Annotated in this window: 25 protein-coding genes and 1 pseudogene; 18 read left to right on the forward strand and 8 right to left on the reverse strand. The window is 69.0% G+C overall.

Features of this window, described 5'->3' with window-relative positions; translation table 11 throughout:
- Positions 1-130: 130 nt before the first annotated feature.
- The 9 genes and pseudogenes from ACFYP5_RS28645 (at position 131) to ACFYP5_RS28685 (ending at position 6481) form a co-directional block, all read left to right on the forward strand.
- Positions 131-478, forward strand: coding sequence for a hypothetical protein (locus tag ACFYP5_RS28645; RefSeq protein WP_389041405.1), 348 nt, complete (start codon positions 131-133; stop codon positions 476-478).
- A 113-nt stretch (positions 479-591) separates the two neighbouring features.
- The gene (locus ACFYP5_RS28650; protein ID WP_389041407.1) at positions 592-768 is read left to right on the forward strand and encodes a hypothetical protein; all 177 of its coding nucleotides are present in this window, start codon (positions 592-594) and stop codon (positions 766-768) included.
- 387 nt (positions 769-1155) lie between these two features.
- Positions 1156-1323, forward strand: a pseudogene (locus tag ACFYP5_RS28655) (response regulator transcription factor); the annotation flags it as partial.
- 357 nt (positions 1324-1680) lie between these two features.
- A complete protein-coding gene (locus tag ACFYP5_RS28660; RefSeq protein WP_389041409.1) occupies positions 1681-2484 on the forward strand; it encodes a hypothetical protein in 804 nt (267 codons plus the stop codon).
- 155 nt (positions 2485-2639) lie between these two features.
- The gene (locus ACFYP5_RS28665; protein ID WP_389041411.1) at positions 2640-3248 is read left to right on the forward strand and encodes a hypothetical protein; all 609 of its coding nucleotides are present in this window, start codon (positions 2640-2642) and stop codon (positions 3246-3248) included.
- On the forward strand, positions 3248-3499 hold the full coding sequence (locus ACFYP5_RS28670) for a helix-turn-helix domain-containing protein (protein WP_389041413.1): 252 nt from the start codon (positions 3248-3250) through the stop codon (positions 3497-3499). The genes ACFYP5_RS28665 and ACFYP5_RS28670 overlap by 1 nt, the downstream gene beginning before the upstream one ends.
- A 468-nt stretch (positions 3500-3967) precedes the next feature.
- Complete coding sequence (locus tag ACFYP5_RS28675) at positions 3968-5659, forward strand: serine/threonine-protein kinase (RefSeq protein WP_389041415.1); 1692 nt, start codon at positions 3968-3970, stop codon at positions 5657-5659.
- Between the two features lie 334 nt (positions 5660-5993).
- Positions 5994-6242, forward strand: a complete 249-nt coding sequence (locus ACFYP5_RS28680; protein ID WP_389041417.1) for a hypothetical protein — start codon at positions 5994-5996, stop codon at positions 6240-6242.
- Positions 6239-6481, forward strand: a complete 243-nt coding sequence (locus tag ACFYP5_RS28685; protein WP_389041419.1) for a hypothetical protein — start codon at positions 6239-6241, stop codon at positions 6479-6481. Before ACFYP5_RS28680 ends, ACFYP5_RS28685 begins: the two co-directional genes overlap by 4 nt.
- Positions 6482-6524: 43 nt before the next feature.
- Here ACFYP5_RS28685 and ACFYP5_RS28690 read toward each other — a convergent pair whose 3' ends face one another.
- Entirely contained in the window at positions 6525-7310 is a 786-nt protein-coding gene (locus ACFYP5_RS28690) for a hypothetical protein (protein ID WP_389041421.1), read from the reverse strand.
- A 155-nt stretch (positions 7311-7465) separates the two neighbouring features.
- On the opposite strand from ACFYP5_RS28690, the gene ACFYP5_RS28695 reads away from it, so the two are divergent.
- Positions 7466-8476 (forward strand): phosphotransferase family protein, encoded by a 1011-nt coding sequence (locus tag ACFYP5_RS28695; RefSeq protein WP_389041422.1) that lies wholly within the window; start codon positions 7466-7468, stop codon positions 8474-8476.
- 18 nt (positions 8477-8494) lie between these two features.
- Here ACFYP5_RS28695 and ACFYP5_RS28700 read toward each other — a convergent pair whose 3' ends face one another.
- From ACFYP5_RS28700 to mshA, 3 genes are all read right to left on the reverse strand, one after another.
- Positions 8495-10195 (reverse strand): glycosyl hydrolase family 28-related protein, encoded by a 1701-nt coding sequence (locus tag ACFYP5_RS28700; protein ID WP_389041424.1) that lies wholly within the window; start codon positions 10193-10195, stop codon positions 8495-8497.
- Between the two features lie 121 nt (positions 10196-10316).
- Positions 10317-10826, reverse strand: a complete 510-nt coding sequence (locus tag ACFYP5_RS28705) for a YbjN domain-containing protein (RefSeq protein ID WP_389041426.1) — start codon at positions 10824-10826, stop codon at positions 10317-10319.
- 120 nt (positions 10827-10946) lie between these two features.
- Positions 10947-12299: a D-inositol-3-phosphate glycosyltransferase gene (gene mshA, locus ACFYP5_RS28710; RefSeq protein WP_389041428.1), complete on the reverse strand. Its 1353-nt coding sequence runs from the start codon at positions 12297-12299 to the stop codon at positions 10947-10949.
- Positions 12300-12481: 182 nt separating this feature from the next.
- On the opposite strand from mshA, the gene ACFYP5_RS28715 reads away from it, so the two are divergent.
- The 3 genes from ACFYP5_RS28715 to ACFYP5_RS28725 all read left to right on the forward strand — a co-directional run bounded on the left by ACFYP5_RS28715 (position 12482) and on the right by ACFYP5_RS28725 (position 16211).
- Positions 12482-13258, forward strand: a complete 777-nt coding sequence (locus ACFYP5_RS28715; RefSeq protein WP_389041430.1) for a class I SAM-dependent methyltransferase — start codon at positions 12482-12484, stop codon at positions 13256-13258.
- A 216-nt stretch (positions 13259-13474) separates the two neighbouring features.
- Positions 13475-14557 (forward strand): C40 family peptidase, encoded by a 1083-nt coding sequence (locus ACFYP5_RS28720; RefSeq protein WP_389041432.1) that lies wholly within the window; start codon positions 13475-13477, stop codon positions 14555-14557.
- Between the two features lie 304 nt (positions 14558-14861).
- Complete coding sequence (locus ACFYP5_RS28725; RefSeq protein ID WP_389041434.1) at positions 14862-16211, forward strand: PP2C family protein-serine/threonine phosphatase; 1350 nt, start codon at positions 14862-14864, stop codon at positions 16209-16211.
- Here the strand turns inward: ACFYP5_RS28725 and ACFYP5_RS28730 are convergent.
- The 3 genes from ACFYP5_RS28730 to ACFYP5_RS28740 all read right to left on the reverse strand — a co-directional run bounded on the left by ACFYP5_RS28730 (position 16193) and on the right by ACFYP5_RS28740 (position 17745).
- Positions 16193-16528 carry a DUF2516 family protein gene (locus tag ACFYP5_RS28730; RefSeq protein WP_030929444.1) on the reverse strand — a complete coding sequence of 112 codons (336 nt, stop codon included), beginning with the start codon at positions 16526-16528 and terminating at the stop codon, positions 16193-16195. The genes ACFYP5_RS28725 and ACFYP5_RS28730 overlap by 19 nt on opposite strands.
- A 113-nt stretch (positions 16529-16641) precedes the next feature.
- Complete coding sequence (locus ACFYP5_RS28735) at positions 16642-17277, reverse strand: hypothetical protein (protein ID WP_389041436.1); 636 nt, start codon at positions 17275-17277, stop codon at positions 16642-16644.
- A 27-nt stretch (positions 17278-17304) separates the two neighbouring features.
- Complete coding sequence (locus ACFYP5_RS28740) at positions 17305-17745, reverse strand: helix-turn-helix domain-containing protein (protein WP_389041438.1); 441 nt, start codon at positions 17743-17745, stop codon at positions 17305-17307.
- Positions 17746-17920: 175 nt separating this feature from the next.
- Between ACFYP5_RS28740 and ACFYP5_RS28745 the strand changes: the two genes are divergently transcribed.
- The gene (locus ACFYP5_RS28745) at positions 17921-18214 is read left to right on the forward strand and encodes a DUF6228 family protein (RefSeq protein ID WP_389041440.1); all 294 of its coding nucleotides are present in this window, start codon (positions 17921-17923) and stop codon (positions 18212-18214) included.
- A gap of 168 nt (positions 18215-18382) precedes the next feature.
- On the opposite strand, the gene ACFYP5_RS28750 is transcribed toward ACFYP5_RS28745, so the two are convergent.
- Positions 18383-18976 (reverse strand): hypothetical protein, encoded by a 594-nt coding sequence (locus tag ACFYP5_RS28750; RefSeq protein WP_389041442.1) that lies wholly within the window; start codon positions 18974-18976, stop codon positions 18383-18385.
- Positions 18977-19283: 307 nt separating this feature from the next.
- On the opposite strand from ACFYP5_RS28750, the gene ACFYP5_RS28755 reads away from it, so the two are divergent.
- The 4 genes from ACFYP5_RS28755 (at position 19284) to ACFYP5_RS28770 (ending at position 23480) form a co-directional block, all read left to right on the forward strand.
- Entirely contained in the window at positions 19284-19904 is a 621-nt protein-coding gene (locus ACFYP5_RS28755; protein ID WP_389041444.1) for an isochorismatase family cysteine hydrolase, read from the forward strand.
- Positions 19905-20365: 461 nt separating this feature from the next.
- Positions 20366-20722 carry a VOC family protein gene (locus ACFYP5_RS28760; protein WP_389041446.1) on the forward strand — a complete coding sequence of 119 codons (357 nt, stop codon included), beginning with the start codon at positions 20366-20368 and terminating at the stop codon, positions 20720-20722.
- 62 nt (positions 20723-20784) lie between these two features.
- The gene (locus ACFYP5_RS28765) at positions 20785-21093 is read left to right on the forward strand and encodes a hypothetical protein (protein ID WP_389041448.1); all 309 of its coding nucleotides are present in this window, start codon (positions 20785-20787) and stop codon (positions 21091-21093) included.
- Complete coding sequence (locus ACFYP5_RS28770; protein WP_389041450.1) at positions 21090-23480, forward strand: ATP-binding cassette domain-containing protein; 2391 nt, start codon at positions 21090-21092, stop codon at positions 23478-23480. Before ACFYP5_RS28765 ends, ACFYP5_RS28770 begins: the two co-directional genes overlap by 4 nt.
- Positions 23481-23514 lie beyond the last annotated feature (34 nt).

Consider the following 23514-nt stretch of genomic DNA (forward strand, 5'->3'; position numbering starts at 1 on the left):
CGGCGATAATTTCATGGATCTTGTAAATGCCAAGAGGATGATCGGCAAACGTGGCCGCTTCAGTCCAAGGCCCCAATAGTCCAGCTTGATCAAGTGGTAAGTAGTTCGCCCCAGTTGGAATCCTGGGACCATGTATCTCATCCATGCTCATCTCAAGGGCCCTGCGGGAGCCGTGCTCGCCGACCAAACGGCGGAGCTCATCCACGCATGGGCACTGAGCCAGGAACAGGTCGAGCACGTCACCGCCCACCCCGGCGCCGCCCCCCACCCCGTCGTCGGTGTCTACGTACTGGCCGACTCGCTGCACCAGGCCGAAGAGCGCGTAGCCGCAGTCTGTCACCGCGCACTGCGGCAGGAGCCGTCGCTGTCCACGTGGACGCTCGTGCGGGCCGAAGCGCCGCTGCTGGCCCCATTGGTCCATGGCCCGTTGGGTCCACCAGAGAACCCTTCCATGGGGTCTGACCTACGACGAAAGTAGTTGTTGCCAGCAGGGCGACAAGCTCAGTCGGCACCACCGGAGATCAGGCCACCGCGGGACCTGAGGCCGGCGAAGTCCCCCTTACTGCTCATGGCCCAGAAAGGTCACTCACCATGAATGCCATCCGTTTCGCCAAGGCCGCCGCGGTCGCCGCCGCCGTTGTCGGAGCCTTCCTCATCACCGCCGTTCCCGTCATAGCGGAGACCACCCCGCCCCCGCCGGCCGCCGCTGCGGAAACCGGGGCTGGCGACGAAATACCGGCACATTCCCACGATTTCGATTGGGGATAACCCTGCTGGCTGCCCAGGCGAGCATCAGCCGCCGGAATCCCGTCCCGTACTCGTAACTAGCCCCGCAGAACAGCTGTCGATCTCGGCCTTCCGCGCCATCATCCCGCCACTGCCTCATCGGCAGACAGCTGCGCAGATGACCAGCTGACTCGTGTCCCGCGCACCGAGCAGCTCGGTAAGGGCAGCGGCATCAGAGGGATCCAATCCGCAGGAGAGTTCGGACGTGTCTTCCTCCGTCCGCAGAGCAACGACCCACTCCAGTGCGCAAGACAGTTACCGATCCGCATCGACCGATTGCGAATTGCCATGCATGGAGATGTCAGTTATGTGCAGGCAGGTCCGATACAGGGCTTCCCTGACCTGAGGCCGGCTGCCCGCCGAATCCCCCAGTTGTCGGAGCGCGAACACCAAGTTCTCCTCCTGCTCGCAACAGGCGGAACGAATCACGCGATCTCTCGACGTCTCGGCGTTGCCGAGGGAACCGTTAAGGCTCATGTCGGGCGCATCCTCCTGAAACTGGGACTGGAAAGCCGAACAGCCGCTGCCGTCACCGCCGTTTCCTATCTGAATCCGTGCCCGTGCGCTGTCGCATCTACGGAAATGGGCGATTTCGACCGTCTTGGCTCCTGCATCATCGCCGATCCGGTTATACCGAAAGTCTAATTGCCGGACAGGCGGCCCTAGCGGAATGCTTAGGGCAGCAAGAAGGAACAGGGAAGAAATCGCAAGGGCGAGGATTTCTGATCGAGTTCTCAGAAATCTAGGTTTCTGTAGCAGGGCTAAATGATGCCCAAATGGATCTTAGATTCAGATGCTGAGGATTACGTCAGGAACCCTGGCCACCCACTCGCTACGTGAATTAGTTGCATCGCGGATAAGCGTCATTCATTTCAATCAAGAGGAGTCTCTCCAATGCTTAGTCAGAAGATCTCTAACCGGAAGTCCGTGCGGGCCGGTATCACTGGCGTGGTTGCCGCCACGGTGGCCGGCCTCGCACTGGTGGCCCTGCCGGGCCAGGCCTCCGCCGCCGCCGACGGGGGCGTGCAGCCTCCGGGGCCCACTACCACTGCCGCGAACTATGTCGCCTACCTGGATGGCAGGGCGCTTGCGGGCGACGCCGAGGCTGCCGACATCGCCACGCAGTTCAAGGCACTCTCGTTTGAGGATCAGTTCAGATTCCTCACGCTGATCAGTGACTCGAATACGACCCAGGCGTACACCCAGGCGGTTAGCGAGCTGGGAGACGAGGCGGCCGACCTGCCACCCACGGAGGGATCGTCCACGAAGATGCTCGGCGCGGGACACGCGGTCGAGACCGTGACCGAGACCGGAGAGGCCGCACCGCTAGCACCGCAAGCCCAGAAGAACACCGTCATGGCGGCCGCAGCCTCCTACAGGGACATGTGGGCCTCGTACTCGGTCTACGACACGGTTTTCGGTATTCGCGTCACCAAGGTCACCATCCGCACCAACTACCAGGTCAACGGTACTGACACGACCAAGGTCTACCCCGGTAGTGCCTCGCACTACAACTACGTCCCGGCCGCCTCGTTCTCCAACACTGCGGTGTCCGAGTGGATCTCCTCGCCGCCCGCCGACAATGCTCAGTCGGAGACCGTTTGGACGGCCACCTGGAAGGGTGGCCTCGGCTCCTGGTCTGCGCGCGAGCGGGTGTGGGGCGACTACCGCGGCTTCGTCGGCGGCTACCTGAAGTAGCAGTCCGTACCGCGTCTCCAAGTCGGGGGTGGTGCAGACGGTGCGCGCCGTCCGCACCACCCCCGACCGCGTTGATCTGGGGGTTCCATCGCCACCCCTGCTCGTGTATCGTTTTTCGATAACAATGTTAATCGATAAGTGAGGTAGGTGCTGTGATGCAGGACCAGAAGCTGCTCGAACCCATCGCCACCGTGGTCTCGGTGACCCTGCGTCTACTCGTGGCTCTGATGGTCGCCGCATTCATCCTCTCCACGGTCCACGGCTGGGGTGCCGGCAGTGTTTGCATCACAGACTGGTCCTCCAACAGCTCGTACGCGGCACGAGACTTCACCCCTGAACCGGGCGCCAGCGTCGGCTCCGTTCCACGCTACTGCGCAGAGAGCGCAACCACCGCGCAGAACGTCCTGGCCGGCCTCAGCCCTCTGGCGTCACTTGCCTTGGGTGTTGGGAGCCTCTTGCTCCTCAACCTGCTGCTCCGCGGCGCGTCACGCGACGGAGTGCACACTCTTCAGACCGCCACCCGGCTGAGACTGCTGGGGTGGTGGCTCCTCGCGGGCAGCGTCGCTGCTGCGACCATCGCTGCCGTTTCGCAGGCGGCCCTCCTGGCGTCACTTGCCCGCGGCGTGGATCTCACAGCCGTCTCCTGGCTTCAGGTCTGGAACGCGCCTTATCTGGCCATATTTACTGGTCTTGGTCTACTCACTTTCGCCCGGATCACTCGTGCCGGCTCCAGGATGCGAGAAGACCTCGAAGGACTCGTCTAATGGCCCCCGAAGAAGGCGACGGCCATGCTGTCGTTGTTCATCTCGACAAGCTTCTTCAGCGTCGTGGAATGACGTTGACCGAACTTGCCGCTCGGGTTGGCGTGACAAATGTCAACCTGTCTGTACTCAAGAACGGTCGCGCAAAAGCGATCCGCTTCAGTACGCTCACGCGCATTTGTGAGGTATTGGAGTGCCAACCCGGCGACATCCTCACCGTTCGGACAGGTGAGGGTGAAAGTTCAGAAAACTAACCACCGGGCCTCGATGGTTAGCCGTTCAATGTGATCAGGGAGAGCATTCATGTACGGAACGATGGACACCGGGTCAAAGGTCGCGATCGGCTTGGTCGTCGCGCTGATCGCCGTAGGAATCTTCGCTGGAGTCAGGTGGCTTGGGAGATTGGCATCAACGGACTCGCCGGGCGACGAGTAGTTGCACTAGTACTCCAGCAGGATTTCGCTGCCTGACCTGCGGGTTTCGCTGGAGTACTAAGGGCTGTCCCGTAATCCCTGGTGGATCAGCGCGCGGCGTCGGATGCGGTGCATCGCAAGGCGGAGGGGCGTGCTCATACTGGACGTATTCGGGCGTTCCGACAACGCAGCGAGGTGCCGTAGCTGTCGTCGTGCGCCCGCCAGGGATAACGGGACAGCCCTTAGGCTGCTGCTCGTCGGTCAGCAGTAACTCACTTGCTGACCAGGGGATCAGGGGGACGAATGGCGATGTGCGATGCGCCCGGGGTGTTCCAGCCGCTGCAGGCGGACGATCCGCCTGTGGTGGCCGGTTACCGTCTGGCCGCGCGGCTCGGCGCAGGCGGCATGGGGCGGGTCTATCTGTCGCACACGCAGGGCGGCCGACCGTTGGCGATCAAGGTCGTCCGGCCCGAACTTGCCGACGACCCCGCCTTCCGGCGGCGTTTCCGCCGGGAGATGGAGGCCGCCCGGCGGGTCAGGGGCGCGTACACCGCGGAGCTGATCGACGGGGACGCGGACGGCGCACCGCCCTGGCTGGCCACGCTGTACGTACCCGGACCCTCACTGGCGGAGGCTGTCGGACGGGGCGGGGCGCTGCCGGTGCCCGCGGTGCTGTGGCTGATGGCCGGAGTCGCCGAGGCTCTCCAGGCCATCCACGGAGCGGGGATCGTACACCGCGACCTGAAGCCGTCGAACGTCCTGCTCGCGTCCGACGGACCGCGCGTGATCGACTTCGGCATATCGCTGGCTACGGGCGTCAGTTCGTACACCGCCACGGGGTCCACCATCGGCACACCCCAGTTCATGGCTCCCGAGCAGGCGTCCGGGGGCGCGGTCACGGCGGCGACCGACGTGTTCGCGCTCGGCCAGACCGCGGCGTTCGCGGCGCTCGGTGAGCCGCTGTACGGGGAAGGTCCCGCGGTCAGCGTGCTGTACCGGATCGTGCACTCCGAGCCCGATCTGTCCCTGCTGCCCACTCGGCTCCGCCCGCTGATCGCCCGCTGCCTGGCCGCCGACCCGGCGGAGCGGGCCACCCTGGCGGAGGTCGTGGAGTGGTGCCGGGAGCAGCTGGGCGAGGATGCCGACGCGGGCGCGGGGCCGACCGTCTGGCGAGAGGTCACGGGACCGGAGGTGACGGTGCCGCCGCCGGTGCCCGATCCCGCACCGGCACACACGCTGCCGCTGGTCGCCACCGGGCCGCAGCAGGTGCAGGATCCATGGGCGGCGCCGACGGACCCGGGCAGGGCGCCGTCACGAAGACGTGGGACCAGACTGGCTGTGGGCGCGGCCGGGACGGCGGTCGTGCTGGTGCTCACGGTCCTGGCGTGGACGGTCATGGACGCGACGGGCGCGCTCCGTGGCCGGGATCATGGCGGCTCGGGGGGTACGGGCTCGGCGGCGGGGGCTCGTCCGGGGACGACCGTGAAGGCGTCGACCTCCCCTTCCCCGTCCGCCCCTGGGGCGAAGTCGGGGGCCGACGGCGAGGGGACGGCCAAGGGGCCGGGCGCCGCGTCGGGAGCAGCCCAACCCTCCGCGACCGCACCCGAGTCGACGCAGGGCGAGCCCTACTCCCAGCAGTGGCTGGACGCGAAGAACTCACTGAGCTTCAAGAGACCGACCCAGCGCAAGGACCGCGCGGGGGACATCCGTTTCACCTGCGCGAAGGAGGTCAGCTGCACGCTGGAGAGCGACACCAGCGTGTTCACCATGGTCTTCGGCGACCCGGTCGCGGGCGTCGACGAATGCCGCCTCCTCACCACCGGTCAAACGGCCCATCGCCTCCCGCTCGCCGCGGCGGCGTCCGGCAGCGAGATCTGCGTCCGGCACCGCAACGGGGACATCGCGCTGCTCGTGATCGTGACGAAGGCGACCGCGATGCCGGACAGCGCCTTTGTGACCGCGGACATGACGGTGTGGCGACGGGCGAGCCAGGACTCTTGACGCCCGAGCCGTCCGGCGCCCCTTGCCGGAAGCGCTGCGGGGACGTCGTTCGCGCCGAGTCCACCGTTGCTTGGCTCCGCGTCCATGCCGACGTGACCGTTCCCTGTCGCACTGAAGGGAGTTACAGCCCCTAAGGCCGTCCCGCAATCCCTGGCGGGCGCACGACGACTGCTACGGCACCTCGCCGGGTCATCGGAACGCCCGAATACGACCGGTATGAGGACACCCCTCCGCCTTGCGATGCACCGCATCCGACGCCGCGCGCTGATCCACCAGGGATTACGGGACAGCCCTTAGATTGGTGCGCGCGCGTTGAGAGATCGGGAGAACGAACATGGGTGAGCCTCTGAAGACCTTCGTCGGCGGCACCGAGGTCGACGTGCCCAACAGCATCCCGGACATCCGTGCCACGCTCCCCGAGGACAGACGCGAGGAGTTCGACCACGCCATCAACGGGGCCGGGGTGCACGAGATCCAGGCGGTCATGCGGCACTGGATGCTGGAGGCCGTGCCCGATCCCGAGGCCGAACGGATCCTGGACCGGCTGGCGCAGGACGAGGCGGAGAGGCGGAGCGTCTCTTGAATTTCCGCATCTCCTACGCCCCGCCCGCCGACGACACCCTGGCCAAGATGCGGGAGAGCGGTACGTTCCGCGACGAGATGGCGCGGACCTTGGGGCGCGACCCGTACGGGCACGGGTCGTCGGCCGTCAAGAGTGAGCACGACCGGCGCGAGGCGACGGTCCTCGGGGCCATCGTGCTCTATTACGTCTCCGGGTCCGTTCTCACGGTCACCGTGGTGCGGCTCGTCCCGCTTCCCTGAGGCCGTTCGCCCCAGGGCCGTTCGCCCGGACGAACCCCGCCGATCAGGCCAGCTTCGCGAGCTGTGCGTCGACCACCGCGGTCGGCAGCTCGTAGTCCTTGCCCGTGCCGGACGCCGCCAGGTTGAGCGATGTGAACGAGGCGATCGTGGCGCCCTGGCGCACGACCACGAGCTTGAACGGGGCCTTCTCGCCGCCCTGTTCAACCGTGACCGTCCAGGCAGCGGCCTCCTCGCCGCCCGAGACCTCCTCCTCCTCGATCTTGACGACCTTCTGCTTGTCGCCGGCCACGGTGAGGCCGAAGCCGCCGGAGCACGCGGTGGCCGCGGTGCGCAGCCCGTCGATCGTGTCCTGGGCGCCGTTGCCGTCGTACGAGGAGAGGGACGTCATCGTCGTCGTGATGTCGAAGGCCGCGATGAACGCCTCCTCCGCGTCCGCGCTGTCCTGCTTCTCCTTCTGGTCCTTCTTGGGCTCGCTGACGACCTTGCGCTGGTTGGCCGCCACGGGCTTGCCGACCTGGGCGCCCAGCAGTGCGTCGGCGAAGGTGTCACAGGCCTTGTCGTCCACGGTGACGGCGGACGCGGCAACGGCGTCGTCCTTGCCCGCCTTGCTGACCCTGTGTCCCTTGACGTCACCCTGGACCAGCGCCGCCTTGTCCAGTTCGGCGGCGGTCAGCGCCTTGGCCACGGCGGGCTCGGCCGCGGCGCTCTCCTTGCCTGTCCCGTCCGCGCCCCCACTACCGGAATCCGAGCTTCCGCAGGAGGTGGCGGCCAGAGCGAGGAAGGCCGTGCAGGCGGCAACGGCGGCGCGGCGTATGACAGTAGGTCTCATGACACAACTCTAGGAGCCGGCTGTGGTTTGACGATCAACCAATTCGGGCAGACGAGTTGATCGTAATTGCGTTGTGATCATGCCGTGAAGACGCCGGGTGGTGCCCGGGTCGGCGCAGAGCATCCGGTCCACAACCGGCGCAAAGGGGCAGGCCCATGCGGAGCCGAGCAACCGTCTCCACCGTCCTCGACGACATCGGGATCGGGGCGGACCGCATCGCGGCGTGCAGCCCGCTCACCGGTGGCACGTACAACACCGTCACCCGCGTCACGCTCACCGACGGGCGGGACTGGGTGGTGAAAATACCGCCGCCGACCACCGCGAGGATGAGCTACGAGCGCGACCTCCTGGTCAACGAGGTCACCTTCTACTCGGCAGCGGCGGCGACGGGGGACGTCGCGGTCCCTCGTGTCGTGCACAGCCGGCTCGATCCCGGCTCCGCGACCGGACCGTACCTGATCATGTCGGCCTGCCCCGGGCAGCCCTGGTACGGGATCGGTCCGGCCCTGGCGGACCGCGAGGAACGGCGGCTCAGGCATGAGCTGGGGCGGCTCGTCGGGCGGCTGCACTCCGTCACCGGGCCCGGCGGATTCGGCTATCCGGCCCGGGCGCTGGGCCCGTTGGCCCCGACCTGGGGGCAGGCGTTCACCGCCATGACGGACGCCGTGCTCGCCGATGCGGACACGCACAGCGCCCGGCTGCCGCGCCGGACGGACGCGATCCGCGCGCTGCTCGCCGCTGCGGCGCCCGTCCTCGACGACGTCACCCGGCCCGCCCTCGTCCACTTCGACCTGTGGCAGGGCAATCTGCTCGTCGACGGGGAGCCGGGGGCCCGGACGATCGGCGGGATCATCGACGGGGAGCGGATGTTCTGGGGCGACCCGGCCGCCGACTTCGTCTCGCTCGCCCTGCTCGGGGATGTGGAGAAGGACGAGGATCTCCTCGCCGGGTATGCGTCGTCGGCGGCGGACGGGGCCGTGGTGTTCGACTCGTCCCTGCGGCTGCGGCTGGCGCTCTACCGCAGCTATCTTTACCTGATCATGCTGGTGGAGACCGTCCCCCGCCGCTCCTCCGCCGAGGTGCGGGAGTGGGTTTGGCGCGAGGTCGCGCCGCAGCTCGAATCGGCGCTGCTGGACGTCGAGTCGGCGCTGCGGACCCGAGAGTGACCGCAGCGCCGGGCCCCGTCAGCGCACCAGCGCGCGCTGTGCGTCGTGCAGGTTCGGCGGCCACACCGCTTCCGGTGTGCCGTACGCCTCCAGCCGCGTGTGCAGGTCGCCGGTGAAGTCCGGGACGTCGATCTGGTCGAACTCCGTCACCTCGCTGACGCCGACCGTCGCGCTGTACGGGGCGAGCCCGTCGATCCGCATCAGGCCGGCCCGCCCGTTGGTGACCCGGATGTTCCAGTGCGTGAAGCGGGCGCCGAAGAGCGGTCCCGCGCTCGCGTCGCCGCCGTGCCGGCCGTTGTTGTTCACCGTGATGTCGGTGCGGACGTTGGCGAACGGCATCCCGCGGTGCGAGTCGAACGTCCCCATCTCCATCTCGCCGCGCGACCAGACGTTGTAGCTGGACAGCCCCTCGACGTTGATGCCGTGCAACTGCGTCCCCGCGGGCGCCGGGACGGTGCGCTGAGCGATGGTGAAGTCCTCGATCAGGTTGTCGTGCGAGCCCTCACGGCAGTAGTACGGGTGGTGGGAGCCGCGGCCCTCGACCCGCGTGCGGCGCAGGGTGCAGGCGGACGCGCCGATCAGCCCGAAGCCGTTGTCGACGTGGCGGACGGTGATGTCGTCCGCCCAGCAGTCGTACGCGCACTGGAAGGCGACCCCGTTGTATCCCTTGTCGAGCAGATGCTGCGACTGCGGGGTCTCGACCGCCTCGAGGGTGAGGCCCTCCACGCCCGAGCCGGTCAGCGGGGTGGCGAGCGTGGTCAGGCGCGGGTCCCACTCGGGCCGGACATCCAGCGGGAGCGGGCGCTCCAGGGTGACCTCGCGCCCGTGTACGGCGGTGATGCGGACCGGCCACTCGTAGGGAACGTACGAGGTCAGTTTGGTCTTGTCGTCCCAGTAGTACGCCTCAGGGCCGGGGCCGCCGCCCGCCATGTGCTCCAGGAGGGTGTGGCCGGCGTCGTCGACGAGGCGGAGCAGGACGAGCCCGCCGCGCTTCAGCTGCTTCGTGGACTCGACGGTGATCGACCGGTCGCCGCGACGGGCGGGTGCGACCGCCGTCAGTGTCTGCCACTCGTCGCGCTTGTTGCCGGTCCAGCCTTCGAAGGGCCAGGCCTTCGCCTTGATGGCGTCGGTGAGCGAGGTCCAACGGTCCTCGGGGCAGAGCCAGATGAGGCCGCCGGCCCAGGACCAGCTGGACTTGTCGCCGCCGTAGCGGCTGCCGTACACGCCGATCAGCTCGGTGAGGTTCTTGGTCGCGTACAGCTTCGTACGTCCGCTGCCCGCACCGCGCACCACCACATCGCTGTGGCCGATCCGGATGATGTCGTCGATGCGGTACGTGCCTGCGGGAATGAGCACCGTGCCACCGCCACGCTCTCCGGCAGCGGCGATGGCACGGTTGATCGCGGGGGCGGCGTCGGCGGAACCGTCCGGTCGGGCACCGTAGTGCAGGACGTTGGCGACGACCTTGCGGTGCCGGGGGAGGTCGGAGCCGCCCCGGTAGCCGGCCCGGCCGATGAACGGGACCTGGGCGTGGGTGAAGGGGGCGGCGGCGAACTCGCGCCAGAGGGGGGTGACGCCGCCCGGGGCGTGACCACCCTGCGCGCCCTGGGTGGCCGCCCGGGCGGTGCCCGCACCGGTCATGCCGGTCGCCGCCGCGGCGGCGACGGCCACCGCGCTGCCGAGCAGTCCACGTCTGCTGATGTTCCCCACAGAAGCCATCGAACCGACCCGCCTTTCATGCATGTGAACGACGTTCATGTTTGCGTCGGCGGTGAGCATGCCACGGCGCGACAGCACAGCGAAAGAGTCGTGCGCCGCCGAATTGGGCCGACCGAGAAGGTCAGTTGGTGGTGCGCTGGGTCAGATGCGTGAACGCGTCCAGATTCCGCGTGGACTCCCCGCGCGACACCCGCCAGGCGTACTCCTTGCGGATCGCGCTCGCGAAACCCAGCTCCAGCAGCGTGTTGAAGGAGCCGTCGGCCGCTTCGAGGACGACACCGAGCAGCCGGTCCAGCTCCTCGGGGGTGACCACGGAGAGCGGCAGCCGGCCGACGAGATAGATGTCGCCGAGCCGGTCGATCGCGTAACTCACGCCGAAGAGCCGCAGGTTGCGCTCCAGCAGCCAGCGGTGGACCGCCGCGTCGTTCTCGTCCGGGTGGCGGATGACGAACGCGTTGAGGGAGAGCGAGTGCGCGCCGACGATGAGGGAGCAGGTGGTGGACAGCTTGCGGGTGCCGGGCAGCTTCACGACGTAGCTGCCGGACTCGGGGCTCTCCCACTCGAGCTCGGCGTCCTTCAACGTCGTCTCGATGACCTGCGCTGTTGCCGCTGCGGCGGATACGTCAGCCATGGGGTGAGCGTACGTCAGCGGTGGCTGCGCACGGGCGTCGGCCGGGACGGCACATGGGGCGTGGGTGCACACGGGTCCGCCGTGACGCTCGCGTGCCTCGGTCATGGGCTCACCCGTGCCTCAGCCGTGGTGCAGGCGTACCCGACGGCGGTGCTCGTGCAGCGCGGCCGTGTAGACGTCGGCGGTCGCGGACGCCGCCGTGTCCCAGCCGAAGCCCTGCGCATGCGCGGCGGCCGCCGCACCCATCCTGGCGACGAGCTCCGGCGACTCGGCGAACCGGGCCAGCTGCTGCGCGTACGCCTGCGGGTCGTGCCCGGGGATCAGGAAGCCGCTCGCCCCGTCCCGTACCGCCACCGGCAGGCCGCCGACGGCGGCCGCGACGACCGGGGTGCCGGCCGCCTGCGCCTCGATGGCGACCAGGCCGAAGGATTCGCTGTACGAGGGCATGACCAGCACGGACGCGGCCCGGAACCAGTCGGCGAGCTGGTCCTGCCCGACCGGCGGGTGAAACCGTACGACATCCGTGATCCCGAGCCGCGCCGCCAGCTTCTGCAGGCCCTCCGGCTTCGCGAGCCCGCTGCCGCTGGGGCCGCCGACCACCGGTACGACCATCCGGGTCCGCAGCGACGGATCGCGGTCCAGCAGCACGGCCACCGCACGCAGCAGCACATCGGGGGCCTTCAGCGGCTGGATACGGCCGGCGAAGACCGGGACGAAGGCGTCCTGGGGCAGTCCGAGGCGGTTCCGGGCGGCGGCCCGGCCGTCCGCGGGGCGGAAGCGTTCCAGGTTGACCCCGGGGTGGACGACGGCGACAGCCGACGGATCGGCCTCGTAGAACCGGACGAGTTCGTCCGCCTCCTCCGCGGTGTTCGCGATCAGCCGGTCGGCGGCGCTGACGATCTGGGTCTCGCCGATGACCCGGGCGGCCGGCTCGGGGGTGTCACCCTCGGCGAGCGCCGCGTTCTTCACCTTCGCCATGGTGTGCATGGCGTGCACGAGGGGTACACCCCAGCGCTGCGCGGCGAGCCAGCCGACATGGCCGGAGAGCCAGTAGTGGGAGTGGACCAGGTCGTAGTAGCCGGGGCGCTGGCCGGCCCAGGCCTGCATCACCCCGTGGGTGAAGGCGCAGAGCTGCGCCGGCAGGTCCTCCTTGGCCAGGCCTTCGTACGGCCCCGCGTCGACGTGCCGCACCAGGACGCCGGGCGCCAGCTCGACCGCCGGGGGCAGGGCGCCGGTGGTGGCCCGGGTGAATATCTCCACCTCGATGTTGATCGCGGCGAGCCGTCTGGCCAGCTCCACGATGTAGACGTTCATGCCGCCCGCGTCGCCCGTGCCCGGCTGGTGCAGCGGGGACGTGTGCACGGAGAGCATCGCGATACGCCGCGGTTTGCGGTGGCTGCCGGGGAAGGCGCCGGGAAACCTCAGGCGTGGCGCCATGCGGTTGCTGCCGAGCCGAGAGACGTACTGGCTCACGTCGTCCGGTCCTCCTCGCTCGGGGCATGACACTGAAGGGGCATGCGCCCCCTCGGAAGCCTGAAACAGCGGAACGCGCCCTTTCATTTCCGCTTCCGTTTCCGTTTTGCCAAATCATTACGATCAGCTACGGCGCGTCACCACGGCCCGCCCGGGCCCGCGGGATCGTTAGGCTCGCTGTCATGCGCCCCATCGGCACCGCGACCCGCGGGACCACCAACCCGAACCGGCTCCGCCGCATGGACCGCTGGATAGCCGCCACGCACGGCCCCGCCCTGCGCCGCTCCGACGCCCCCGTCGCGGTCGACCTCGGATACGGCGCCGCCCCCTGGACCGCCGTCGAGCTGCTGCAACGCCTGCGCACCGCCGAGCCGCGCACGGCGGTCGTCGGCATCGAGATCGACCCGGAGCGGGTCGCGGCAGCTAAGCCGTACGAGCGCGAGGGCCTCACCTTCGTGCACGGCGGCTTCGAGATCCCGCTGACCGGCCGCCCCACGCTCATCCGTGCGGCGAACGTGCTGCGGCAGTACGACGAGGGTGAGGTCGCCGCGGTCTGGCGGCGGCTGTGCGCCCGGCTCGCCCCCGACGGACTTCTGGTGGAGGGCACCTGCGACGAGATCGGACGCCGCCATGTATGGGTGGCGCTCGGCCCGGAGGGCCCGCGCACGGTCACGTTCGCAACCCGCCTCGGCTCCCTCGACCGCCCCTCCGACCTCGCGGAGCGCCTCCCCAAGGCGCTGATCCACCGCAATGTGCCGGGCGAACCGGTCCACGCGTTCCTGCGCGACTTCGACCGGGCGTGGGCCGCGGCGGCTCCGTACGCCTCACTGGGCGCGCGGCAGCGCTGGATCACCGCGGTGCGCGCACTGTCGGGGGACTGGCCGCTGACCGACGGGGTACGACGGTGGCGGCAGGGCGAAGTCACGGTGGAATGGTCGGCGTTGCGGCCGGAGCGGTAGCCGGACGGGCGCGGAGCGGTGGCCCGTCGGGCGCCGAACGGCGGCCCGACAGGCGCTGAACAGGTGCCGTTCGGGGCGCGACCGGGAACACCGGCGCGACGCCGTTCGTCCGGGATGGAGGGGAATGCCTCTGTTGCTTTTCGGTACGGCATGGCACGATCGCGACGCCACGAAAAGTTACTGACGGTAAATCAGATCCGCTCGGAGGGGGAGCTTGTGAACCGACGTCACTATGCCGCTGCCGCGATCACTCTGGTCTGCGCTCTGGCCGTACTGACCGTGCCGACCCAGGCCTTCGCCGCGCCCGCACCGCCCTCCCCCTCCCACTCCCCCTCCTCCACCACCGCACCGGCAGGTCCGCAGAGGAAGAGCCTCGAAGAGGTACGCGAGGAGATCGACGCCCTCTACCGCAAGGCCGGGGCCGCCACCGACGCGTACAACCTCGCCGAGGAGCAGGCGAAGAAGCAGTCCGGCGAGATCGTCAGACTGGCGCAGGCGATCGTCGCGGGGCAGGCGAAGATCGCCGACCTCAAGAGCCGGGCGGGCGCCCAGGCCCGCGAGCAGTACCGCACCGGCGGGCTGCCGCCGGGCGCGCAGATGATGCTCAGCGACGACCCGGGGATGTTCATGGACGGCGTGAACAGGGTCTGGCAGGGCCAGCAGGCCGCCAAGGGGGTCCTGGGCGAACTGACCAGGACCCAGGAGGACTTGGAGGCGTACACCAAGGACGCGAGCAGCAACTGGAAGAAGCTCGAGGCCAATCGCGTCAAACAGGCCAAGGCCAAGAAGCGGATCAACGGGCAGATCGCGGCGGCGAAGAAGCTGGAATCGCAGCTGGAGAAGGAGGAGCGGGCACGCCTTCTCGAGCTGGAGCAGGAGGCGGAGTACAAGGCGCAGACCGCCTGGCTCGGCTCCGGCGCCCTCAAGGAGATCAACCGCGAGGCGAGCGCGCGCGGAAAGAAGGCGGTGGCCTTCGCGACGGCCCAGATCGGCAAGCCGTACGTCTGGGGGGCCGAGGGCCCCAAGTCGTACGACTGCTCGGGCCTGACGTCCCAGGCCTGGGCGGCGGCGGGACGGCCGATCCCGCGCACCTCGCAGGAGCAGTGGCGGCAGCTGCCGCACATCGCCGTCAAGGACATGCGCCCCGGCGACCTGATCATTTACCACGGTGATGCCAGCCATGTGGGGATGTACATCGGCGACGGCGCCATCGTGCACGCACCGCGCCCGGGGCGGAACGTGACGCTCGCGGGGGCGGGCTCGATGGAGATCCTCGGGGTGGTTCGCCCGGACCGGTGACCGGGCCGCGCCGGTACGGCCCCGCGCGAGTGACCCGGACCACGCGCTCGCTCCACCGCGCCGTGAGGCACGCCACCCGCGCCCATACCGCAGGGGTGATGTTCGTCATGGCCCTCGGACCGCCCACGGGCACGTATTTCTCGCCGGATCCGTGGTGGGACGCGGCTTATGGCTCCGCATATGCCAAGGGTCGGATGACATTCGCCATTCCGTTCGCATGTCCGGTACCGCTATCGTCCCGGTCTGGTGGGTCGTCGATCGTCGTTCTGCCGCGCCCTCGGGGGGAGGGAAGGAAACCGAACCTATGCCCGTACCCGTACCGCAGCAGCGTGCAGCTCCCACCGCGGAGACCACCCCCGTCGCCCACCTCACCCTCCTGGTGATCGAGGACGACCCGGCGGGCACCTTCACCGTCCCCGAGCTCCCTGCCGCGGCCGGCACCCGGGTCCGCGTCCGGACCGCCCGCAATCTGACCGAGGCGGGACGGCTCCTCACGGACGACGTCGACTGCATCCTGCTGGACCTGGCCCTGCCGCCCAGCAGCGAGACACGCGCCGACGAGAGCGCCGAGGGACCCGCGGGGCTCGCCACCCTCAAGCACGTCCTGCGCATCGCACCGCGCCACGCCGTCCTCGCGCTCACCGCGGAGGACGACACCGAGCTGGCCGCCGAGGCGGTACGCGTCGGCGCCCAGGACTACCTCTTCCGCGGCGAGCTCGACGGGCGGCTGCTCACGCGCGCCATCCGCTACGCCGTCGAACGCAAACGCGCCGACGTCGCGCAGCACCAGCTCACCGAGTCGAAACTGCGCGCCCAGGAGAACGCCCGGCTGGAACGCGGCCTGCTGCCCACCCCGCTGCTGCAGGGCTCCGATCTGCGGTTCGCCGCCCGCTACCGCCCCGGCCGCAGCCGTGCGCTGCTCGGCGGGGACTTCTACGACACGGTGCGTACTCCCGACGGCACCGTCCACGCGATGATCGGTGACGTCTGCGGCCACGGCCCGGACGAGGCGGCGCTCGGCGTCGAACTGCGCATAGCGTGGCGGGCGTTGACGCTGGCAGGACTCTGCGGCGACGAACTGCTCTCCACGCTGCAGCAGGTTCTGGAGCACGAACGGGAGAGCGAGGAGATCTTCGCGACGCTCTGCACCGTGGACATCACCCCCGACGGCCGGCGCGCCGGACTCTGCCTGGCGGGCCACCCCGCCCCGCTGATCACCCGCCACGGACGGGCGGCGCAGCTGCTCCCGTACGAGGACGGCGGCCCGGCGCTGGGCCTGCTGCCGCACGCCCGCTGGCCGCGCCGCCAGGTCGAACTGGGCGGGTCGTGGAGCCTGATGATGTACACGGACGGGCTGATCGAGGGCCGTGTCGGACCGACCGAAACCCAGCGACTCGGCCAGGACGGCATGGTCGCGATGATCAACCGTCAGCTGACGGAGGGGCTCAGTGGCGAGGCGCTGCTGGAGGCGGCCGTCGCCGAGGTGCGCGAGCTGAACGGCGGCGAACTCACCGACGACGTCGCGGTCCTGCTGCTCGATCGCGACCGGAGCACCGAACGGAGCCGCAACGGTGATCGGGGCCGGAGCGCTTCCCTTCCGCGCCCCCGCCCCGGATCGGCGTCACCCGTGAGCGCTCAGCGCCCGCCGTTGTAGGGCCCGTACGGGCCGTCGCTGCTGGAACCACCGCGCCGGCCGCCGCCACCGGAGACCGCCTTCAGCGCGGGCCGTACGTCGACCATGAAGACGATCGACGCGACCGCGCCCGCAAGCTGCAGGAACAGCATCGGCACGAAGAGGTTCACGGCAACGGTGATGCCGAGAATGATCAGCCAGAAGGACTTCTTCTGCTTGTCCGCGGCACGGTACGCATCCTCGCGTGCCGTCGCCGCCAGGAACAGCGCGACCACGGCCAGGACGAGCATGATCAGGTAGAGCAGCCAGACAAGTGTGCTGAACCCCGTGAGCAACATGGTGTGCACCGCCTAATGAATGGATGAGCGCCTCGCCGCCAAGGTACCGGGACAACGAGCCGGCCACCCCGAAAGGTGCCCGGCCCGAGCCCCGGTACACATCGGCCGCGGCGCTACTTGGCGGTCGGCGGCGTGGTCTTCTTCGCCACGGGCTTGCGCGCGGGCGTCGGCGCCGGCTTGGCGGGCGTCGGCGACTTCTTGGCGGGGGTGCCGGCGGTCCGGGTCTCGGCCTTGGCGGCGCTCTTCGGCTCGCTCTTCGCGGCAGGCGCCGGCTTCGGCTTCGGCTCGGACTCCCGCCGCGGCTCGACCACGACGGCGATCTCGACGAGATCCTCGGCGGTCTCGCCACGCCACGTCTTCACGGTCTGCTCGCCGCGCTCGGCGACCTTCTCGTACGTCTCCCGGGCCCGGACCGCGTACTCCGCGGCCACACCCAGGCTCCGCAGCGCCAGGTCCTGAGCGGACTCGCCGAGCTTCTTCAGATCGGTGTCGAGCGAGCCCAGCACCTCGGTGACCTTGGCCTGCACGGTGGCCTGCGCCTCCTTGGCCTGCGTGGTCACCTTCTCCTGCACGGCCCGCGGGTCGGCGTTGCGCACGGCCTCGAACCGCTCGGGCGCCTCGGCCCGCAGCTGCTCGATCAGCGCCGGGACCTTCCGCGCCTGCTCGACGGCGAGGTCGGCCGTACCGGCGGCGAAGTAGAGAGGGGTCGGGTCGGTGAGGGTCTTACGCAGGTCATCGGTGATGGCCATGACTGTGGTCCTCCCGGATCATCAGACTCAGTTTGAGGGTGGTGAAGGCTTTGAAGCTGTATCGGCATCTGTGCCGTCGGCGCTGAGGCCGGATTCGTCATCGGTGTCGCCGGGGCCGAATTCGAACCCGTTCTCCTTGCGGAAGGAGTCGTAGATCTGCAGCAGCACGTTCTTCTGCCGCTCGTTTATCGACGGATCGGCCAGGATGACCGCCCGGGTCTCCAGCTCCTCCCGCTCCCGCTCGTCCAGAATCCCGGCCCGCACATAGAGGGTCTCCGCGGAGATCCGCAGCGCCTTGGCGACCTGCTGCAGCACCTCGGCGCTCGGCTTGCGCAGCCCGCGTTCGATCTGGCTGAGATAGGGATTGGACACCCCGGCGGCATCGGCGAGCTGCCGCAGCGAGAGCTGAGCAGTGCGGCGCTGCTCACGCAGGTACTCGCCGAGATTGCCGACGTTGAGTGATGCCATGTCTCGATAGTGCGCCATCACCGCTAACTATTGCAAGCACGTGCTTGCAATAGTGTCTCACGTCACGGTACGTGACCGAGCGGACCTGAACGCGATCGGCCGTTGAGAGAGGCAGTGCCCCGAGGGGGGAGAATCCCGATGACGTCGCACGCGACACCGGCCTAGCGTGCCGTCCATGACCTCCCTGGGCGCCGACACCAACGACAAGGCCAGCGTGACCATCCGCTGCCAGGACAACACCTCCGTCGGTGTGACCTTCTGCGACCGGTTCAGCTCCGACGCGGACTCTGTGCACTATTCCGTCGAGCTGCGGGCCCCAGGCCTGACGGCTCGACTCAACGAGGCTGTCGCCTGGATCTGGGACAGCGATCTCACCGCGTTCCCGAGCCGGGTGAGGATGTCGACGGTGGACGGCAGGGCAAGAGTCTCAGCACCTCGTTTCCTCGCCCGTCGGAGACGAGCCGCGTAAATGCTGGCAAGCTGCTGACTGGGAACGCGGCCGTCCCATACGACGAAGTCGCCTCCGGCGAGAAGCGCCTCCCTGGCGGCTTCGCAGGCCGTGGTCTGGTCGCCCAGCATCCCGGCGAGTTCTGCCCGGTCCGTCTGTCCTCCTCTCACGTGGTGTCCCGCTGGCCGCTCAGTCGTCAAAGTGGAGCTCAGGCCGGGTCCAGAGAGTGAGGTCACTGCTGGTGGCGACCGCGAGGGTCAGGCCGGAGGGAGAGAATCCGGCTGCGCGGAGTTCTGACTTCTCGGAGTGGAAGATGTGCCACCACGTCCCTCCCGTCGGCCCTTTGTGGGACCCGCCGTCGGCGGAGAGAATGACGCGGTCGTGGGGCCACTCGGGGTTGACGACGTCCAGGGTCCAGCCGTCCGGCGTGGTGCTGTGCAGTCCGCCACCGAAGAGTCCGGCTATGCGTACCGGGACGCCCGCGATTGGGCCGAGCCCAGGGCAGGTGAGGTCCGGGTGGGCGTCGGGGGTGCTCGTTTCCGGGTCAGGGTCCCGGTCGCGGGCGATCTTCTCGCCGGTGACCGCGTCGAAGAGTCCATGGCCGGCGCTGGACACGACCATGACGAGGTCGTGTCCGCTGTCGGGATGGACGGCGAATCCAATACCGAGAACGCCCCCGATGGGAGTCCTGCGGTCCATCACCGGCTGCCACGGCTCGGGAGCCGGCATGACGGTGGCGGCGAGGTAGCGCTCACGCAGCTTCTGCTGGTACTCCGTGATCAACTCGTCTCCTCAATGCGATCCGCGTCGAGGGTCTCTGGCGCAGCGGCCCACGTCGACTCGAATTCAAGATGCCCCATCGCTGGTCACGGCCTCGACTTGGTTCACCTGCACTGAGACGGGCCGGCCTCTGGACGTGAGCCGATCCCGGTCTGCCGGAACCATCCGGGTGGAACAGGCTGCGGGTGAGGTCCCGGCACCCATCGCTTTCGCGCAGGCGGGCATTGAGGGGGGCGGCGAGCCACTGCTCGGCGTCGCGGGCGGGGACTCATAGTGGATCCCGCACGTCATCCACCTGGGAGGACCCATCGTGACGGACCGTTACGACCCCAGTCGCACAGCAGTACTGTTGGTGGACCCCTACAACGACTTCCTCTCCGAAGGCGGCAAGCTGTGGCCGCGCGTGGAGCCGGTGGCCGAGGAAGTGGGTCTGCTGCACAACCTGCGCACGGCCGTCGACGCCGCGCGCGCAGCCGGCCTGACGGTGGCGTTCGTCCCGCACCGGCGCTGGGAGGAGGGCGACTACGTCGGCTGGGACCACCCCAATCCCAGCCAGCGCAAGGCGCAACGCCAGCAGATCTTCGCCCGCGGCAGCTGGGGAGGCGAGTTCCACCCGGACTTCCAGCCGCAGCTGGGAGACCTGCTGATCAAGGAACACTGGGCTCAGAGCGGCTTCGCCAACACCGACCTGGACTTCCAGCTCAAGCAGCACGGCATCACGTACGTCGTCCTGATCGGAGTGCTCGCCAACACCTGCATCGAGTCCACGGGCCGCTTCGCGATGGAGCTCGGATACCACGTCACCCTCGTCACCGACGCGACCGCGGCGTTCGGCGCCGAGATGATGCACGCCGCACACGAGCTGAACGGCCCCACCTTCGCCCACGCCATCGTCACCACCGCGGAGCTCGTCCACACGCTGGCGGGCTGAACCCGCGAACGGCTCACGCGGCGCCGCTGCCCAGGACCGCCCGGACGGCGCTGCACGCCGGAGCCGAGCGGCCCCGGGCCGCTTGCGCACCGCGCTGCGGCCGCCGTCGCACCCGACGAGATGGCGCGAGGGCGGGTGCGTGCCGTCCGCCGGTCCGACGGTCAGCCCGTCCTCGTCCTTGCTCGGCCCGACCACTGCGCAGCCGCGCCGGATCCCGGCACCTGGTCCGGGGATCCCGTCGTGCGTCCCGAAACAGATGACCGGACCGGTCAGGATTCGAGAAGCGCGGACCCCCGAGCCGCAGTTAGCGTGACGGCGCGGAGGTGGTTCCGGTGGTTCTCCTTCTCTTGCGGGCTGGGCCCGGTCAAGACGAACGGCCAACGGAGAAATCACCATCCGAGGCGATCGGGCTGCCGATTGCCGGACAACCCCGACCGGACCCACGACTTTCAGGAGTGACCATGACCGGCTCTTCCACCCAGGGAATCAAGACCGTGCTGCATCCCGTTTCCGACCTGGCGAAGGCCAAGAAGGTGTACGCCGCCCTGCTCGGCGTACCGCCGCAGGCCGACGAGTCCTACTACGTCGGCTTCGAGGCCGCGGGCCAGCACATCGGGCTGGTGCCGGGCGGTGGACCGCAGAGCATGACCTCACCCGTGGCCTACTGGCACGTGCCGGACATCGAGGCGAAGCTCGCCGAGGTGACCGCCGCGGGTGCCACCGTGAAGGAACCCGCTCACGACGTCGGTGGCGGCCGCCTGGTGGCCACCGTCACCGACCCCGACGGCAACGTCCTCGGGCTGCTTCAGGACCGATGAGCGCAGGCTGAGTGCCGGTCCCCGCTCCCGCTCCCGTGCCCTGGTCCACCCGCGAGGTGTCCATGATCGGGGGGCAGGCCGAGGTCCTCGGGACCGACGGCCTGAGGCAGGAGCGGGGTGGCCGGTTCGACGCGTACACCGGCCTCGACATGCGTGCGACGGCCACCGCGTACCTCTCGTTCCGTATCGCCCCGCGTACCGCCGGCTGGTCCGGCACTTCGGCGGGCGGGACGCGTCGCCGGGAACCGGAGGTTCCACGGGCCGAAGCAGAAGAGAACCGGACGTACTGCTCGGATTTTGGTTGGATCGAGCCAGGCGACACCGACGGAGACCGCGAAGGCGGGCCCGCCCGACAGATGGAGACACCATGAGCCCGGCCCAGAGGAAGAACACGCAGTCGCCTGCGCCGCACGCCGCCGACAGCCACGATCTGCTCCGTGTGCACGGCGCACGCGTGAACAATCTCAAGGACGTCAGCATCGAGATCCCCAAGCGCCGACTGACGGTGTTCACCGGTGTCTCCGGCTCGGGCAAGAGCTCGCTGGTGTTCAGCACGATCGCCGCGGAGTCGCAGCGAATGATCAACGAGACCTACAGCGCCTTCGTGCAGGGCTTCATGCCGACGCTGGCGCGGCCGGAGGTCGACGTACTCGAAGGGCTGACGACCGCGATCATCGTCGACCAGCAGCGGATGGGGGCCGACCCCCGCTCCACCGTCGGTACCGCCACCGACGCCAACGCGATGCTGCGCATCCTCTTCAGCCGGCTGGGCAAGCCGCACATCGGCCCGCCCAGCGCGTACTCCTTCAACACCGCCTCGGTGCGGGCGAGCGGTGCGATCACCGTCGAGCGCGGTGCCAAGAAGACGGTGAAGGCGACCTTCAACCGCACCGGCGGCATGTGTTCGCGCTGCGAGGGCCGGGGCACGGTCTCCGACATCGATCTCACCCAGCTCTACGACGACTCCAAGTCGCTCGCCGAGGGTGCGTTCACCATCCCCGGCTGGAAGTCGGACAGCCAGTGGACCGTGGGGCTCTACGCCCAGTCGGGCTTCCTCGACCCGCAGAAGCCGATCCGCAGGTTCACCAAGAAGGAAATGCAGGACTTCCTCTACGGCGAGCCGACCAAGGTAAAGGTCAACGGCGTCAACCTCACCTACGAAGGGCTGATCCCCAAGATCCAGAAGTCGTTCCTGTCCAAGGACAAGGAAGCGATGCAGCCGCACATCCGTGCCTTCGTGGAGCGCGCGGTCACCTTCACGACCTGCCCCGAGTGCGACGGCACCCGGCTCAGCGAGGGGGCCCGGTCGTCGAAGATCAAGCGGATCAGCATCGCCGACGCCTGCGCGATGGAGATCCGCGACCTGGCCCAATGGGTCCGCGGCCTCGACGAGCCGTCGGTGGCGCCGCTGCTCACCGCACTGCAGCACACCCTGGACTCGTTCGTGGAGATCGGCCTCGGCTACCTCGCGCTCGACCGGCCGTCGGGCACGCTGTCGGGCGGCGAGGCGCAGCGCGTCAAGATGATCCGCCACCTCGGCTCCTCGCTCACCGACGTCACGTACGTCTTCGACGAGCCCACCATCGGCCTGCACCCCCACGACATCCAGCGCATGAACGGCCTGCTGCTGCGACTGCGGGACAAGGGCAACACGGTGCTGGTCGTGGAGCACAAGCCCGAGGCCATCGCGATCGCCGACCATGTCGTCGACCTCGGCCCCGGCGCCGGTACGGCGGGCGGCGCCGTCTGCTTCGAGGGCACCATCGAGGGGCTGCGGGCCAGCGGTACGGTCACCGGCCGCCACCTCGACGACCGGGCCGCCCTCAAGGAGACGGTGCGCAGGTCCACCGGCACGCTGGAGATCCGCGACGCCACCCGCCACAACCTGCAGGGCGTCGACGTAGACATCCCGCTCGGGGTGCTGTGCGTCGTCACCGGCGTCGCCGGCTCCGGCAAGAGCTCACTGATCCATGGCTCCGTCCCCGCCTCCGCGGGCGTGGTGTCGGTCGACCAGGCGCCCATCCGCGGCTCGCGGCGGAGCAACCCGGCGACGTACACCGGACTGCTCGACCCGATCCGCAAGGCGTTCGCGAAGGCCAACGGCGTGAAGCCGGCCCTGTTCAGCGCCAACTCGGAGGGCGCCTGCCCCAACTGCAACGGCGCCGGCGTCATCTACACCGACCTGGCGATGATGGCCGGCGTGGAGACCACCTGCGAGGACTGCGAGGGGAAGCGGTTCCAGCCATCGGTCCTCGAATACACCTTCGGCGGCCGCGACATCAGCGAAGTGCTCGCGATGTCGGTGACCGAGGCCGAGGAGTTCTTCGGCGCCGGCGAGGCGCACACGCCGGCCGCGCACAGAATCCTCGACCGGCTCGCCGACGTCGGGCTCGGCTACCTCAGCCTCGGGCAGCCGCTCACCACGCTGTCCGGCGGCGAGCGGCAGCGGCTCAAGCTGGCCACCCACATGGCCGACAAGGGCGGGGTCTACATCCTCGACGAGCCGACCACCGGCCTCCATCTCGCCGATGTCGAGCAGTTGCTCGGCCTGCTCGACCGGCTCGTCGACTCCGGCAAGTCGGTCATCGTCATCGAGCACCACCAGGCGGTGATGGCGCACGCCGACTGGATCATCGACCTGGGCCCCGGTGCCGGCCACGACGGCGGCAAGATCGTTTTCGAGGGCGCACCGGCCGACCTCGTCGCCGACCGCTCCACCCTCACCGGTGAACACCTCGCGGACTACGTCGGCGCCTGACCGAGTCCTGGCAGACCCCGGCCGGGGCGAAGGA

The sequence above is a fragment of the Streptomyces sp. NPDC005262 genome, from assembly GCF_042872425.1.
Taxonomy (GTDB): domain Bacteria; phylum Actinomycetota; class Actinomycetes; order Streptomycetales; family Streptomycetaceae; genus Streptomyces.

Coding starts and splice junctions, on each gene's coding strand:
- ACFYP5_RS28645 (WP_389041405.1), top strand. CDS start 131: ATGTATCTCATCCATGCTCATCTCAAGGGCCCTGCGGGAGCCGTGCTC.
- ACFYP5_RS28650 (WP_389041407.1), top strand. CDS start 592: ATGAATGCCATCCGTTTCGCCAAGGCCGCCGCGGTCGCCGCCGCCGTT.
- ACFYP5_RS28660 (WP_389041409.1), top strand. CDS start 1,681: ATGCTTAGTCAGAAGATCTCTAACCGGAAGTCCGTGCGGGCCGGTATC.
- ACFYP5_RS28665 (WP_389041411.1), top strand. CDS start 2,640: ATGCAGGACCAGAAGCTGCTCGAACCCATCGCCACCGTGGTCTCGGTG.
- ACFYP5_RS28670 (WP_389041413.1), top strand. CDS start 3,248: ATGGCCCCCGAAGAAGGCGACGGCCATGCTGTCGTTGTTCATCTCGAC.
- ACFYP5_RS28675 (WP_389041415.1), top strand. CDS start 3,968: ATGTGCGATGCGCCCGGGGTGTTCCAGCCGCTGCAGGCGGACGATCCG.
- ACFYP5_RS28680 (WP_389041417.1), top strand. CDS start 5,994: ATGGGTGAGCCTCTGAAGACCTTCGTCGGCGGCACCGAGGTCGACGTG.
- ACFYP5_RS28690 (WP_389041421.1), bottom strand. CDS start 7,310: ATGAGACCTACTGTCATACGCCGCGCCGCCGTTGCCGCCTGCACGGCC.
- ACFYP5_RS28695 (WP_389041422.1), top strand. CDS start 7,466: ATGCGGAGCCGAGCAACCGTCTCCACCGTCCTCGACGACATCGGGATC.
- ACFYP5_RS28700 (WP_389041424.1), bottom strand. CDS start 10,195: ATGGCTTCTGTGGGGAACATCAGCAGACGTGGACTGCTCGGCAGCGCG.
- ACFYP5_RS28705 (WP_389041426.1), bottom strand. CDS start 10,826: ATGGCTGACGTATCCGCCGCAGCGGCAACAGCGCAGGTCATCGAGACG.
- ACFYP5_RS28715 (WP_389041430.1), top strand. CDS start 12,482: ATGCGCCCCATCGGCACCGCGACCCGCGGGACCACCAACCCGAACCGG.
- ACFYP5_RS28725 (WP_389041434.1), top strand. CDS start 14,862: ATGCCCGTACCCGTACCGCAGCAGCGTGCAGCTCCCACCGCGGAGACC.
- ACFYP5_RS28730 (WP_030929444.1), bottom strand. CDS start 16,528: ATGTTGCTCACGGGGTTCAGCACACTTGTCTGGCTGCTCTACCTGATC.
- ACFYP5_RS28735 (WP_389041436.1), bottom strand. CDS start 17,277: ATGGCCATCACCGATGACCTGCGTAAGACCCTCACCGACCCGACCCCT.
- ACFYP5_RS28740 (WP_389041438.1), bottom strand. CDS start 17,745: ATGGCATCACTCAACGTCGGCAATCTCGGCGAGTACCTGCGTGAGCAG.
- ACFYP5_RS28745 (WP_389041440.1), top strand. CDS start 17,921: ATGACCTCCCTGGGCGCCGACACCAACGACAAGGCCAGCGTGACCATC.
- ACFYP5_RS28760 (WP_389041446.1), top strand. CDS start 20,366: ATGACCGGCTCTTCCACCCAGGGAATCAAGACCGTGCTGCATCCCGTT.
- ACFYP5_RS28765 (WP_389041448.1), top strand. CDS start 20,785: ATGATCGGGGGGCAGGCCGAGGTCCTCGGGACCGACGGCCTGAGGCAG.
- ACFYP5_RS28770 (WP_389041450.1), top strand. CDS start 21,090: ATGAGCCCGGCCCAGAGGAAGAACACGCAGTCGCCTGCGCCGCACGCC.